The organism is Pseudoalteromonas apostichopi, assembly GCF_030297135.1.
GTDB lineage: Bacteria > Pseudomonadota > Gammaproteobacteria > Enterobacterales > Alteromonadaceae > Pseudoalteromonas > Pseudoalteromonas apostichopi.
The window spans coordinates 2,467,470-2,480,858 of record NZ_AP028065.1; the positions used below are offsets into that span (position 1 = coordinate 2,467,470).

General features: G+C 41.2%; 14 protein-coding genes. 10 read left to right on the forward strand and 4 right to left on the reverse strand.

The window, feature by feature from the left end; genetic code table 11:
- Position 1 precedes the first annotated feature (1 nt).
- Positions 2–2,059, reverse strand: coding sequence for a TonB-dependent receptor (locus QUE86_RS11125; protein WP_256854988.1), 2,058 nt, complete (start codon positions 2,057–2,059; stop codon positions 2–4).
- An 88-nt stretch (positions 2,060–2,147) separates the two neighbouring features.
- On the reverse strand, positions 2,148–2,960 hold the full coding sequence (gene rhlP / locus QUE86_RS11130) for a rhombotarget lipoprotein (RefSeq protein ID WP_286257216.1): 813 nt from the start codon (positions 2,958–2,960) through the stop codon (positions 2,148–2,150).
- 252 nt (positions 2,961–3,212) lie between these two features.
- Here rhlP and QUE86_RS11135 point away from each other — a divergent pair, with 252 nt between their 5' ends.
- The 3 genes from QUE86_RS11135 to QUE86_RS11145 all read left to right on the forward strand — a co-directional run bounded on the left by QUE86_RS11135 (position 3,213) and on the right by QUE86_RS11145 (position 5,165).
- Positions 3,213–3,659, forward strand: coding sequence for a hypothetical protein (locus tag QUE86_RS11135; protein WP_130049603.1), 447 nt, complete (start codon positions 3,213–3,215; stop codon positions 3,657–3,659).
- 100 nt (positions 3,660–3,759) lie between these two features.
- On the forward strand, positions 3,760–4,074 hold the full coding sequence (locus QUE86_RS11140) for a hypothetical protein (protein ID WP_167658170.1): 315 nt from the start codon (positions 3,760–3,762) through the stop codon (positions 4,072–4,074).
- 17 nt (positions 4,075–4,091) lie between these two features.
- Complete coding sequence (locus QUE86_RS11145; RefSeq protein ID WP_178926625.1) at positions 4,092–5,165, forward strand: endonuclease/exonuclease/phosphatase family protein; 1,074 nt, start codon at positions 4,092–4,094, stop codon at positions 5,163–5,165.
- Between the two features lie 206 nt (positions 5,166–5,371).
- Here QUE86_RS11145 and QUE86_RS11150 read toward each other — a convergent pair whose 3' ends face one another.
- The gene (locus QUE86_RS11150; protein WP_130052196.1) at positions 5,372–6,748 is read right to left on the reverse strand and encodes an NAD-dependent succinate-semialdehyde dehydrogenase; all 1,377 of its coding nucleotides are present in this window, start codon (positions 6,746–6,748) and stop codon (positions 5,372–5,374) included.
- A gap of 165 nt (positions 6,749–6,913) precedes the next feature.
- Between QUE86_RS11150 and QUE86_RS11155 the strand changes: the two genes are divergently transcribed.
- Genes QUE86_RS11155 through QUE86_RS11165 form a run of 3 tightly spaced genes read left to right on the forward strand, consistent with a single transcriptional unit; the run spans position 6,914 to position 9,070 of the window.
- Complete coding sequence (locus tag QUE86_RS11155) at positions 6,914–7,951, forward strand: NAD(P)H-dependent flavin oxidoreductase (RefSeq protein ID WP_286257220.1); 1,038 nt, start codon at positions 6,914–6,916, stop codon at positions 7,949–7,951.
- Positions 7,948–8,514: a Crp/Fnr family transcriptional regulator gene (locus QUE86_RS11160; RefSeq protein ID WP_130049599.1), complete on the forward strand. Its 567-nt coding sequence runs from the start codon at positions 7,948–7,950 to the stop codon at positions 8,512–8,514. The genes QUE86_RS11155 and QUE86_RS11160 overlap by 4 nt, the downstream gene beginning before the upstream one ends.
- 49 nt (positions 8,515–8,563) lie before the next feature.
- Positions 8,564–9,070 (forward strand): YgjV family protein, encoded by a 507-nt coding sequence (locus tag QUE86_RS11165; protein WP_167658166.1) that lies wholly within the window; start codon positions 8,564–8,566, stop codon positions 9,068–9,070.
- Between the two features lie 44 nt (positions 9,071–9,114).
- Here QUE86_RS11165 and QUE86_RS11170 read toward each other — a convergent pair whose 3' ends face one another.
- Positions 9,115–9,627, reverse strand: coding sequence for an NUDIX hydrolase (locus QUE86_RS11170; protein WP_130049597.1), 513 nt, complete (start codon positions 9,625–9,627; stop codon positions 9,115–9,117).
- A gap of 216 nt (positions 9,628–9,843) precedes the next feature.
- Between QUE86_RS11170 and QUE86_RS11175 the strand changes: the two genes are divergently transcribed.
- The 4 genes from QUE86_RS11175 to QUE86_RS11190 are packed head-to-tail and all read left to right on the forward strand — an operon-like array spanning position 9,844 to position 13,368.
- On the forward strand, positions 9,844–11,184 hold the full coding sequence (locus QUE86_RS11175) for a sigma-54-dependent transcriptional regulator (RefSeq protein WP_178926629.1): 1,341 nt from the start codon (positions 9,844–9,846) through the stop codon (positions 11,182–11,184).
- Between the two features lie 6 nt (positions 11,185–11,190).
- Entirely contained in the window at positions 11,191–11,406 is a 216-nt protein-coding gene (locus tag QUE86_RS11180) for a histidine kinase (RefSeq protein WP_130049595.1), read from the forward strand.
- A 22-nt stretch (positions 11,407–11,428) separates the two neighbouring features.
- Positions 11,429–12,907: a sensor histidine kinase gene (locus QUE86_RS11185; protein ID WP_178926630.1), complete on the forward strand. Its 1,479-nt coding sequence runs from the start codon at positions 11,429–11,431 to the stop codon at positions 12,905–12,907.
- Positions 12,907–13,368, forward strand: a complete 462-nt coding sequence (locus tag QUE86_RS11190) for a response regulator (RefSeq protein WP_130049593.1) — start codon at positions 12,907–12,909, stop codon at positions 13,366–13,368. The genes QUE86_RS11185 and QUE86_RS11190 overlap by 1 nt, the downstream gene beginning before the upstream one ends.
- Positions 13,369–13,389: the final 21 nt, after the last annotated feature.

The window sequence follows — 13,389 nt, forward strand, 5'->3', positions numbered from 1 at the left end:
CTTAAAACTGATAGCTTGCTGATATCATGGCGTTGCGCGGTCTACCCGGAAAGTAGCGGTCGCCACTAAATGTGGTGTAGTCTGCGCGCTCAGCATAGTGCTCGTCGGTTAAATTGTTTATTCGTGCAGTAAGGGTAAAGTTAGGTGTTAGCTGCCATGCTGCTCTTAAGTTAACTAATGAGTGGCCTTCGTAACTATGCTGGTTTTCAGGATCAGTAAAGTAGCTGCTGGTGGTATGCAGCTCAAGTCCAACACGTGTTATATCGTTTGCTTGCCAAAGTAGCTGTAAGTTTGCAATGTTACGTGGTGCAGTATCAATGAGATTGCCATTGATATTAACCCCACCGAGTAACTGATTATAACTATATGTGTGTTTGGCATGACTTGCGGCTATTTGCATCGATAAGCTTGGTGTAATGGCATAGGCTAATTCAAGCTCAACACCACGATGCTGGGTTTGGCCGTCGTTGACATAATAAAAATCACTGTCGCGGAAAATGGTGTTCTTTTTATTCATTGCATAAATGCTAAATACATAATGCAGTTGTGCTTGTTGACCTTTTAAACCAAGCTCGAGGTTTTTAGCTATTTCAGAGTTAAGATCTGCAACATTTTGTTCGCGTTGTAATTGATAAAGCTCTGCCGCTTGCGGTGCTCGATACCCTTCTGAAGCATTGGCGTAGATAAACTGGTTATCAGCATATTGATAGCTTAAACCAAGCTTTGGCGAGAAGTTAGTAAAGCTATTTACGCTACTTTCTGGTCGAGAATAACGGCACCCGCCCATTGCGCATGCTGTGCCATCTTCTTTTGTACGACCAGCCAACATATGGTTAGTGTAGTCATAGCGCATACGCTCGTATCGACCACCAAGGCTGATGAGTAAGTCATCAAGCTGCCAATCAAGGTTAACAAATGGTGCTAATAGGGTGCTAGTTACTTGATAATCGTAATGTTTACCTTGAGGTACGGTGGCGACTAAAAACGCTGAGCCTCGAGTGGGGCTGTCTTGATATTGTAAAAAATCAGCATCTGTCAGCTCACCATCAAAACCAACTGTTAAGAGGCTTGCACCAGTTAACTTATGCTGCCAGCTTGATTGAAGGCCAACACCTTGCTGAGCATTTTCTTCAAGGGGAGTACCCGGTAAAAAATGCTTAAAGAAGGTCATGTTTTGGTCGCGGATATAAGGCGTTAGGGTAAAGTTGTTAGCCTCATCTTGTGTCCAATTTAGTTTTGACCAAATACGTAAAGAACGCGCTTTACGAAACGCATCTGGATCAAAATTAGACTGTGCTATTTGCTCGTCTTTATAACTTTCAAAGCCTTCTATGTAGCCTGCAGTTTGTTGATCTAAGTGAGTGTAGGTTAGGCCTGTACTTACACTTAGTTTTTCGCCATCAAAACGGTGACGCAGTGATAGCTTTTCTTGGTCAACACTTTCGTCATCACGGTAACCCGTATCTCTGGTGATCGTGGCATTAATGCCTAAACCTTGCTGGCCAAAATCACGGCCAGTGCCCAGTTTGTAGCGGGTGTAGCCAAACGATCCGTAATCAAAACCAAGTTGGTTGTGGTCATAGGTTGTATCTGGGGTGATCACGTTGACTACACCATGTACTGCGTTTGAACCGTAAAGAGCAGAGCCCGGGCCTTTCAGTACTTCGATGCGTTCTGCCATTTCAGTGTGGGCTTCGAATAATTCATTGATGTTGCAAAAACCAGCTGCGCGAAGTGGAATACCATCTTCAGCGGTAAGTAAGCCGCCGCAGGCTCCTGCACCAGAAAGTACAGGCGAACGTAAAGCGGGTAAATACTCTTGGCCGTTACCGTGTTGAAGATTAGCACCAGCAACCTGTTTAAGGGCTTGTTCAATGTGAGTTGGAGCGATAAGCGCCAGTTGCTTTTGTGAAATACTGCTGACCACAACAGGCAATGGATCTGACAACACTTCGCTACGCGAGGCCGTAGTTGTAATATGTTCTAGTTCATTATTAGCAAAGGCTTGTTGATTAAATAATGAGGTGCTCACAAGCACTGAGAGTATCGACAACTTCATGAAAACCCTTTGGTTAGGTACAACAAAAACCAAAGGGTAACTGCTTTTTAGGATGGGTAAAAGCTTTCGCGATTAATAACTTTGTCTGTCACGAACTACGGCGATGCACTGCAAAACCTGCCAGTACTGCAACTAACCAAAACAAGCTACTGCCGCCAGTACCATTTCTGTGCGTGACATTGGCTACTTTTTCTTCTTTTACGCGGGTTTTAAATTGCGCCAATTCAGCATCGAGATTTGTGATCATGTCATCAACGGCACCATTAAAGCTTGCCAGCGACTGCTCTTTTGCCATTTCATCTATGCCAATAGCTGTGCTGCGTTGCTCTGCTTTATGAATACCTGGAGCGCGAAACAGCATTTTTCGGCTTTTTACATCAAATACGGCGGTATCTACAAAGGTTTGTACTGAGTTTTCATTGCCCGGAATCACATATAAACCAACAATAGTTAGATATAAAAATGCAGCGTTATTTTCTAAGCTTTGCGACACCTGGTCGTACGAAACAAGCGCCATAATATCCACATCATATAAACGAGATACTTGCTCTAATGCGGTAAACCCTTCGCCGCCTTTTAAATAAGTGCTTGGGATCACTTCAATGCGGTCTATGTAGTCATATTGCATAAACTGCTTTTTAACTTTGTTTAGCAGTGTCACTTCGTCACTATGATGCAAGCCACCATTGTACTTGTTAGGGATAAAGGCAATCCCTACAGTGGCAGGTAAGTTCAAGGTTGGGATGGTCGCTTGATGGGCAGCTCTGTCTTGCTGATCTGGATAAAGGTACTCAACCAAAGAACTTGATTGCGTTTTTTGATTTCCATATTGACTCATCATGGCACTACAGCCCGTTAGTGCAGTAATGCTAATGATCAAACACCATTTTAGTACAATCATAAATTATCCTTATTATGTAGTGAAGAAGCGTTTGTTTGTGTTGGTAAATATATCGACAAACGATGCAAACGGAGCTGTAACTCAGACCCGGTTTTTCATAAATAGTGCCAAAGAAGTTTAAAGAAATGTAAAGATTGGCTTTCTAATGTGTTGATATGTAAATAGTTACGTTTTTAAATTGTAACCCTTCATCTATGATTCAGGCTAAAACGTTAGGCTTTTTACCAAGAGCAAACGTTAAGGGTCTCTATTATGAATAAATTAATTACTATCTCAGTTGCCGTTTTAGGTTTAAGTTTGATACCTATGGAAGCAAACGCGAAACATGATCGTGACCATGATAGATACGAACAAAAACACGAACGTAAAAAGCATAAAAAGCACCATAAACATAAGAAACACCACAAGCATTGTCATCATGACAAACATGATCGCTACTATGATCGATATGACCGCTACAGCTATCGTGATTTGCCACCCGGTTTATACAAAAAAGTAGGGCATGGTGGTGGCTTACCACCAGGTTGGTATAAGCGTTATCATCATGGTGATATTCTTGACCGTGATATATATCGCCATGGTCGAGTGATTAAACGTCGTGACCGAAATGGCATTATTGCCATCGAAATCGACGATCGCCTGATTCATCTAGTACACGATACGCGAGAGATTTTATCAATTGTCACTCGCCATCGTTAATCCTGTCGAAAGCCGCTTAGCGGCTTTTTTTTTGCTTGTTTCATATCCAGTTCAGAAAAACTTGCTACGCTTAACTGAAACTAATAGAAGGAACACTCGCATGAAAGCATTGTTAACTGTTGCAGTGATAGGTTTAAGCCTAGTGACGGCTGGCGCACTTGCAAAAGACAAGGATAAGGATAAAGGTAAAAGTCTCCCGCCGGGCCTTGAAAAAAAACTTGATAATGGTGGTGATTTACCTCCTGGTTGGCAAAAAAAATTACGTAAAGGCGATATCCTAGATCGTGATATTTACCGCCGCGGTAAAGTGATTAAATCACGAGATAGAGATGGTCTAATTTCAATTCAAGTCGACGGTACTGTCGTGCGTTTAGTGGAAGACACCCGAGAAATTATTTCTATTTTGAGCCGCTAATTTTGTTTGCATCGATCATGACTTATGGATTGAGTTCACTATTGGCCATGCTGCTAGTGGTCTCAATCTTGCCATTTTCATACTCCCAACATTATCTAATTCGCAGTTGTGATTTTGTACGCTTGCAAGTGGTTTACCTTGCTTGTGCGAGTTTAATTGCGGCAGGTTATTTAATTAGCACCACTGATTCATGGCTTTTTATTGGTTGCGCAGTTGCAAGTATCATTGTGCTGATTTTGCAAGTCGGATGGATTTACCCCTACACAAAACTGGCTAACAAAGAAGTTGCCTCAAGCAATAAAAGCGATAAGCACAGTATTCGTATTATGTCGGCAAATGTCCTGATGTCGAACACTGAATATGACAAACTCATTGGCTTAGTTAAAACGCACCAACCTGATTTACTCATTACTCTAGAGTCTGATCAAACTTGGCAAAATAAACTGAGCAGTTTAGAGCAAGAGTACCCATATCGTGTTTACTGCCCAAAAGATAATCGTTATGGCATGCACTTGTACAGCAAGTTTAAAATCAAACAACAGCAAGTTTGTGAGCTTATAGAAAGCGATATCCCCTCAATTCATATTTTGTTTGAAGATGCCGATGGCGTAGAAGTACAAGGGCACTTTATTCATCCAGCTCCCCCTAGCCCCACAGAGGAGGACAGCTCGCGCCCCCGAGATACTGAACTCATTATTTTAGCGAAAGCACTTAAAAACAGACTGCGACCTTGTATCGTTGCTGGTGATTTAAATGATGTTGCTTGGTCACGCAGCACACGTTTGTTTATGCGTATCAGCGGTCTATTGGACCCACGTAAAGGGCGCGGGTTTTTTAACACCTTTCATGCAAGTTACTTTTTTATGCGTTGGCCACTTGATCATCTTTTTCATAGTAATGAGTTCAGTGTCAAGCGAATAGAGCGTTTGGAAAAATATGGCTCTGACCATTTTGCCCTACTTACAGAGCTTGTTTATAACCCAGACTCAGCTAATCAAAAACAGCTAGAACAAATAGACAAAGAGGAAGCGATTGATGAGTTGAAAATGCCTGCTGCGTCCAAGCAGCAAGTGCCAATGTTTAAAGAGTAATAAATATTAGGTGTAATACCAACCCGCAATAATACTTAATAACTTTGAGTGATTAACCCTCTCGTTACCTACATGAAAAATTTCTGACTTAGAAAAACTAAATAACTAAATTTTTGCCTGCTATCAACGAGCTTCTATTACCTTAAAATTGATCTCTTAATTAAGTGAAGTGGTGTAAAAAAGGGCTCATATGAGCCCTTTTTATTTTAATCGTTGACCATAATGGTTTTAATATTAACGAATTCTCGTAACCCAAATCCGCCGTGTTCACGGCCATAACCACTGTCTTTTACCCCCCCAAATGGCAAGTTTGGTTGCGCAAGACCATAGCCGTTAATATTGACCATACCAGTATCAAAGTGCTGCTTTGCAAGCTCAATGGCTGCCTGTTCGTCTTTTGAGAAAATACCGCCGCCAAGGCCATAGCGAGAGTCATTAGCGATTTGCATTGCCTCAGCATTATCTTTTGCTCTGATAAGTGATGCGACAGGGCCAAATAATTCATCATCGTAAGCAGGCATTCCTGGTTTAACATTCTCAAGAAGGGTAGCGGTGTAGTAAAAGCCGGTGTGCTCAGCAATCTTGCCACCGGTGATAATATTAGCTCCAGCATTGACTGAGTCTGTAACTTGTTGATGCAGTTTATCACGCAGATCTTTGCGAGCCATTGGACCGAGCGTTGTCTTTTCATCATTTGGATCGCCAAGCACAACTTGCTCAAATTGTTCTTTAATTAAGGCTTTAAAATCATCATATAACGCATCAACAACAATAAAACGTTTTGCTGCTACACAGGTTTGCCCATTGTTGATCAAACGACCTTGTGTACATGCGCTAATGGCAGTATTTAAATCGGCATCATCAAGTACGATATAAGCATCATTACTGCCAAGTTCTAGGACGGTTTTTTTCACTTGTTTGCCAGCTTGCTCAGCAACTTTTTTGCCAGTTTCATCGCTGCCAGTAAATGTCACCCCACGAATAGCTGAGTGCGCAATTAGCTCGCTTGCAGTTTTGCCGTCAATCAGTAAGTTTTTAAAGCAATAATCATCAAAGCCTGCTTGTGAAAACATTTGCTCAATCTTTTCGGCCATGCCAAATACATTACCAGCGTGTTTTAGCACCGTGGTATTACCCGCCATGATATTAGCGCAAGCATATCGAATAACCTGATAAAGCGGAAAGTTCCAAGGTTGGATACCTAGAATCACACCAATTGGTTGGTAACTAATAATTGCATGACCGTCCTGCATATCTCGCTTTTCATCAGCAAGCACTTGAGGCCCTTGTTCTGCGGTGTAGCGACAAATTGCAGCACACAGCTCAACTTCTTGAAGACCTTGTTGATATAACTTGCCCATTTCATCTGTCATCAGTTGTGCTATTTCTTGCTGATTAGACTCAATCACTTCTGCTAGTTGATTAAGTAATTTTGCACGGTGTTCATGTGATGTAGTGCGCCACTTTAAAAAAGCTTGATGGCATTGTTCAACCTCACTTTGTGCTTGTTGAAGTGACAGTAGATTATAAGTATTTAAAGTTTGCTCATTGGCTGGATTGATTGTAGTAACAGTATCAGTCATCATTATCTCCTTACAAAATTGTAGGAGAGAGTCTGCAAAGCTAATACCTGTTTTTTATTTTTCTATGCTTTTGTTTTGTAATAACTTTATTTTCATCTTGTGTTTGCTTCGCTCTCTTTTTATGTAAATACTGCAACAGGCTGCAAAACTTACAAGGAATACGTAATGACAAATTCTGTGTTAAATACTGAACTTGCAATTATTCAAGCACCGATGGCGGGTGTGCAAAATGCTAAGCTGACTGTGGCTGTTTGTGAAGCCGGGGGGCTTGGATCGTTGCCTTGTGCTATGCTTTCGATAGAGCAGCTTAAGTCAGAACTTGATTACATAAGCCTGAATACTGATAAGCCATATAACCTTAATTTCTTTTGTCATCAGACACCTGACTATACATTGGCTCAGCAAACTGCTTGGCATGGGGTGCTAGCACCTTATTTTGAAGAGTTAAATGTAGATGCCTCACAATTAACCCGTAATGCTTCTCGTCAGCCAATTAATCAACAAGTGATAGATATTATCGCGCCCTATAAGCCCGCTGTTGTCAGCTTTCATTTTGGTCTGCCAAGTAAGGATATTGTTACTCAGATCAAAGCGTGGGGCGGGACTGTTCTTTCATCAGCCACAACGTTAGATGAAGCGCGCTGGTTACAAGCAAATGGGGCCGATGCGATTATTGCACAAGGGATTGAAGCAGGCGGCCACCGTGGGCATTTTTTATCGATGGATTTATCGTTGCAACCCACTACTGTGCAATTAGTACGAGAGTGTGTAGAGCTTGATATACCCGTTATTGCAGCAGGGGGGATCTGTACTTCTGAAGATGTAGCACAGTACCAAGCCTTGGGCGTGATTGCAGTGCAGGTAGGCAGTGCTTACTTACTTTGTGAAGAAGCTACAACAAGTGCTTTACATCGTGAAGTATTAAAAACGGCCGAGCCAGATTCTACAGAATTGACGACCTTATTTTCAGGTCGCCCAGCACGAGGAGTTCGCAACCGAGTCATGCAAGAGTTAGGTGCAATGCCAGAGCAGGCACCGCCTTTTCCTTATGCGTCGATTGCGATGACCGCATTACGCTCAAAAGCCGAAGCCAAAGGCGATAGTGGTTTTTCACCGCTTTGGTGTGGTGAGCGCTTTATTGTTCGAGAAGGTATTAACGCAGAGCAAATTACTACGATATTAATGCAAGGTTGGCAATCTTGACTGATCCCCAGTTACTTCCGCTAGGTGATAGTTATCATCAGCTTGCCAGTGAATTTCGTAACAAGCTTGCTGGGCAATGCTCTATAAAACGTTGCGCTAAAGGTGATGTTTTATTACAACAAGGCGACGAACAAGATGCTGGTTACTTAATTGTGTCTGGGGTGCTTGGCGCATTACATGCATCATCACAAGGCGTGCAAAAGTGTAAAGAGTTTTACTTTCAAGATGAATTTGCACTGCTTTATGGTAATTGGTTAACTAAAACCCCTGCGCTTTACCAACTTAAAGTAATACGTGATGCTGAGCTTATTAAGGTGCCTTTAGTTTTACTCGAGAGAGCCGACTGGCAAGCAATCAAACATAACCTGATTAGTCAGCAGCTACTATTTAAAGAAGCAAAAGAAGCATTTTTATTACTGAATACGCCAGAGCAGCGTTATCAATATTTACGGGATCAAAAACCGCACTGGCTTGAACAACTGAGTTTAAACGAAGTTGCTATGTATTTAGGGATCTCAGCTATTTCTTTATCACGAATTAGGCGGCGTCTTAACTTAAGTTAAGGCGCAGCAAAACAGTGAACATTACACTGCTGATTTTTCAGGAGTCGTTATGTTTATTTTATCTCAATGCTTAGTGGCCATTGCCACATTACTCGATTTGGCTTCATTTCAGTTTAAACAAAGACAAGCAATTTTAGCTTGTTTGTTTAGCTCTGTTTTACTCACATCTGTGCACTTTATGCTGCTCGATAACTTAAGTGCAGCATGTTTAATGCTGATCGCAGCACTACGTTATGGTTACTTTATTTTTGCGCGCAAAACTTGGGTGATGATTGCATTTATGCTTTTGAGCATAAGCGCAGTGCTATTTACTTGGCACACTTGGGTGAGTTTTATTGCCCTAACAGCGACCTTAATTCAGACTTATGCTTCGTTTCAGAGTAAAGATTTGTTACTAAGGCTTTTTATGCTCTTAGGTACACTATGTTGGTTAACACATAATGTTCTGATTTTCTCGCCAGTAGCAGTGGTAATGGAAGCAGTGTTTTTATTGAGTAATTTACTAGGACTTTGGCGTTTTTATATCGCTCCAAAAGCGATGAAAACATGTCAATAGATGCATATTCAAAGTGTTACAGCATGCTTTCCATTTAAATAAAACTAAAGCGAGTCAGCAATTCGCTTTAATAAAAAGGTCTCGCGCTGAATTGATAAGCCCTGTTTATCACTCATTGCCATAGTGGTTTCATTATGTGCTATGGCATCAAAAATATTTACCCATTTAGGGTGCATGCCATTTTGCACTTCGTAATGTTCCATTTTTGGCTCTGCAAATTCATCGCTTATTTCACAGAAGTAGCAATAAGACTTGATATGAACACAGTCGAAGTCGTCTTTGTACCAAGGCCTGATCTCTTCGTATAACCCCAGTGGTCGGTTTACTTGGATGTGTTGTGCGCCTGTTTCTTCATGTAATTCTCGGTGAAGCCCTTGCTCAATGCTTTCGCCTTCATCAACTCCACCACCTGGTAGGCTGTAGTCATCATAACGGGCGGTATATAAAAGTAGTATTTGTTCACCCTTTAATACGATAGCGCGCGCAGTGTTACGAATAAATATCGTGCCATAGTCATTACTTAAACTTGGGTGAATTACTTTTCTTAATAGCTTCATGGGATTACAACTTTAAATTAACGCAAGTACAGCTCAGCTTAATATTGAATGCGCCATAATAACCTTTTTTTCGCATTTAATTCATTATACTTACCCCAAATTGAAACTAATAAGGTAATATAACTGGAATTAAGAACTATTTAGGTATCTAGCGTGTTTGGTTTTCTTTTCGAAAAAAAATTGCGTAGAATGATGAAAAAAGCTTAGGAAATGAATATGTTGAACGTACTTTTGGTCGATGATGACAGTGAATTTAGCGATGTAGTTTGTCACATAGTGGAGTTTCTTGGGCATAATATAAATACCGCAGCAAATTTGGCAGAAGCGGAGCAATGGTTTGAAAACAACACGTTTGATCATGTCTTTTTAGACTTCATGTTGCCAGATGGCAGCGGCCTTCATTTACTTGAGCATTTAAAAGCAATAGGTCAATCTCCTCGAGTCACATTAATTTCAGGGCACCCTTCAGTAAAAGGTAAGCTAGCAGAGATGTGTGAACCTAATGTAGGGCATCTTGTTAAACCTTTACAACGCGAAGATATCGAGCGTGTACTCAACCCGAAAAAATCAGCCCCTAAGAAAAAAGCAACACCAGCAATAAAACGTCATTTTGGCACTCTGATTGGTGAATCTGAGGTGATGCAGAAGCTTTATACTATGATTGAGCGTGTTGCAGCCACTTCTGCCAATGTGATGTTGATGGGTGAAAGTGGTGCAGGTAAAGAAGTGGTGGCGCAGGCAATTCATAATGCGACTGAGTGTGATGGTCCGTTAGTGGCAACCAACTGTGGTGCATTTTCAAAAGAGCTGATTGGTAGCGAATTGTTCGGTCATGAAAAGGGCGCGTTTACAGGGGCTATTGCGCGCAAAGAGGGTGTATTTGAACAAGCTGCTGGTGGTACTTTGTTTTTAGATGAAGTCACCGAAATGCCGATTGATATGCAACCAAACTTACTACGCGTTCTTGAAAGCAAAAAAGTAACCCGAGTGGGTGGCACCAAAGAGCAAGCAGTGAATTGCCGTGTTATTTCTGCTACCAACCGCACCTTAACCGACCTTGCGCAAAACAATGTTATTCGTGAAGATATTTATTTTCGTTTAGCGGTATTCCCCATTGATATTCCACCGCTACGTGAGCGAAAAGAAGATATTCCACTGCTCGCCAATGCCTTTTTAGAGCAACTCAATGAAGAAAACGGCACCGACTTTAAATGGCAAGCAGCGCAAATCAAAGAGCTAGAAGGGCATGATTGGCCTGGTAACGTGCGTGAGCTTCGCCACGCTATTCATCGGGCTTTTATTATGAGTGACCCTAAAGGGGCAGCTATTACCTTGCCTGAATCATTAGAGTCTCCGTTCTCTAAAGTGAATAAAGAGAGCCAAGCAAATCAAGTTGTTGCAGGGCAAACTATTGAAGAAGTTGAAAAAGAATTGATCCACGCTACTTTAGATAAAGTACAAGGTAATAAGACGATTGCAGCACAAATGCTGGGGATCAGTACTAAAACTCTTTATAACCGTTTAAATGCTTATGGAGGCATTGGCGAATATAAATAACAAAGGATGGCTATGAATAATAACGAGTCTTTACGAAAAATGGTGCACGACGCCCGTGCGCCACTAAACCGTATTTCAATGAATGCAGAGTTAGTTAAGCTCGTATTAGAAAATGATATGCCAAAGCAAAAAGCACTTGAGGCATTAAATAAAATAATAGCTAATTGCCAGCAGTGTAGTGAGCACTTACAAGAAATAAGTGACACTCACGGGGCTGACTAAGCACTCATAGATTAGGAAGTAAATGCACAAACAAAAAGGAAAAATAGCGATCAATTGGGCTGGCTTTATTGCCGTGGTGCTCTGTATCGTGGTGGCTAACGCTTTTTTAGCAATTGATAGTATTCGCTCGCTCACTGAAACACAAAACAGCCTAGATAACACGAACTCGCTTAATACAGCTATCGAGCGATTACACTTATCTTTGGTGCAAGCTGAATCGGGTCAACGTGGTTATTTACTCACTGATCGTGAAGATTACTTAATGCCTTACAATGATGCAATTGCCTCGATGCAAGCACAGATAATGCTTGTGAAAAGTTTGCATTCAGAAATACCGGGTCAGGCAGATCGCATTGCTCGTTTTCTTTACTTAGTAAATGACAAAATTGCGGTAATGACTAAAACGACCGATCTGGCTTTAGCCAATAAAGACGTTAAGGCTCGTAGTTTGTTATTAACTAACCAAGGTCGCGACTTATATAAAGAAATTCGCCTAGCAGTTGATGAAATTCAAATGCGTGAGCTTAATTTCAAGATAGAGCAGTTCACTAAACTCTCGCAAATAAAAGACGATGCTAAGTTAACATTTGCAATTACAGCTGTTACTAGCACTTTATTAATTATTGGTATGTTCTTGTTAACACGTATCAATTTGCGTAACCAAGCCAAGTACCGAGCTGAACTTGAAAATCAAAATGAGAACCTAGCGGCAAAAGTAGCAGAGCGCACCCAAGAGCTGACCATCTATTCAGATGAATTAAGCCGCTCAAATCGAGAGCTTGAAGAATTTGCTTTTGTTGCAAGTCATGACTTACAAGAGCCACTGCGAAAGATTCAAGCTTTTAGTGACCGCCTTGAAAAAATGTTCAAAGATGATCTCGGTGAAAAAGGCATTGATTATATTAATCGCATGAAAAACGCAGCTCAGCGAATGTCTAACTTAATCAATGACTTGCTTGAATTTTCACGAGTGACGACTCGGGGCAAAGACTTTACTGATACTGACTTAAATGAGGTTGTTGCAGAAGTACTTGATGATCTTGAAATCGCGGTTAATGAATCTGAAACCACTGTTAATCTCGATACGTTACCGCACATTCAAGCTGATCCAAGCCAAATGCTGCAATTGTTCTTAAACATTCTGTCTAATGCAGTGAAGTTTAGGCGTGAAAATGTGCCGCCTGTAATCAACATTAGTTACCAGCGAACCAAAGAGTTTAGTCAAGTTCATAACGCAGAGGTAGAGTGGGAAATAATTACTATTTCAGACAACGGAATTGGCTTTTCTGAAGAGTACCTAGAAAAAATATTTGTACCATTCCAGCGTTTGCATGGTCGCTCTCAATATAAGGGCACAGGCATAGGCCTATCAGTTTGTCGCCGAATCGTTGAACGCCATGGTGGAGAAATCACGGCGAATAGTCGCGTTAATGAAGGTGCAAGCTTTACAATTAAATTACCTGTGGAAACATCGCTTTTCACACTACAAGGAGAGGCGTAATGCCACTTAATAAAGTTAAACCAATTACTATTTTAATGGCTGATGACGACGAAGATGATCGTTTATTAACCCAAGATGCATTGGCCGAAAGCCGTGTATTGAACGAGCTATTTTTTGTTGAAGATGGTGTAGAGCTGCTTGAATATCTTGAGCGTAAAGGCAAATTTAGTGAAAAAGAAAAATCGCCACGTCCGGGCTTGATTTTACTTGATTTAAATATGCCGCGCATGGACGGTCGAGAAGCGCTCCAAGCAATCAAAGCGAACCCTAACTTGAAGGGCATTCCGGTTGTGATTTTAACCACATCAAAACAAGAAGAAGATATGGTTAGAGGCTATGACTTAGGCGCTGCATCATACATCACGAAACCGGTTACTTTTGAAGGTTTAGTCGAATTGATGCAAACACTAGGAAAATACTGGGTAGAGTTTGTAGAGCTGCCAACATCACGAAACGATTAATTTCGATTAGCGACAATACTT

Coding starts and splice junctions, on each gene's coding strand:
- QUE86_RS11125 (WP_256854988.1), bottom strand. CDS start 2,059: ATGAAGTTGTCGATACTCTCAGTGCTTGTGAGCACCTCATTATTTAAT.
- rhlP (WP_286257216.1), bottom strand. CDS start 2,960: ATGATTGTACTAAAATGGTGTTTGATCATTAGCATTACTGCACTAACG.
- QUE86_RS11135 (WP_130049603.1), top strand. CDS start 3,213: ATGAATAAATTAATTACTATCTCAGTTGCCGTTTTAGGTTTAAGTTTG.
- QUE86_RS11140 (WP_167658170.1), top strand. CDS start 3,760: ATGAAAGCATTGTTAACTGTTGCAGTGATAGGTTTAAGCCTAGTGACG.
- QUE86_RS11145 (WP_178926625.1), top strand. CDS start 4,092: ATGACTTATGGATTGAGTTCACTATTGGCCATGCTGCTAGTGGTCTCA.
- QUE86_RS11150 (WP_130052196.1), bottom strand. CDS start 6,748: ATGACTGATACTGTTACTACAATCAATCCAGCCAATGAGCAAACTTTA.
- QUE86_RS11155 (WP_286257220.1), top strand. CDS start 6,914: ATGACAAATTCTGTGTTAAATACTGAACTTGCAATTATTCAAGCACCG.
- QUE86_RS11165 (WP_167658166.1), top strand. CDS start 8,564: ATGTTTATTTTATCTCAATGCTTAGTGGCCATTGCCACATTACTCGAT.
- QUE86_RS11170 (WP_130049597.1), bottom strand. CDS start 9,627: ATGAAGCTATTAAGAAAAGTAATTCACCCAAGTTTAAGTAATGACTAT.
- QUE86_RS11175 (WP_178926629.1), top strand. CDS start 9,844: ATGTTGAACGTACTTTTGGTCGATGATGACAGTGAATTTAGCGATGTA.
- QUE86_RS11180 (WP_130049595.1), top strand. CDS start 11,191: ATGGCTATGAATAATAACGAGTCTTTACGAAAAATGGTGCACGACGCC.
- QUE86_RS11185 (WP_178926630.1), top strand. CDS start 11,429: ATGCACAAACAAAAAGGAAAAATAGCGATCAATTGGGCTGGCTTTATT.
- QUE86_RS11190 (WP_130049593.1), top strand. CDS start 12,907: ATGCCACTTAATAAAGTTAAACCAATTACTATTTTAATGGCTGATGAC.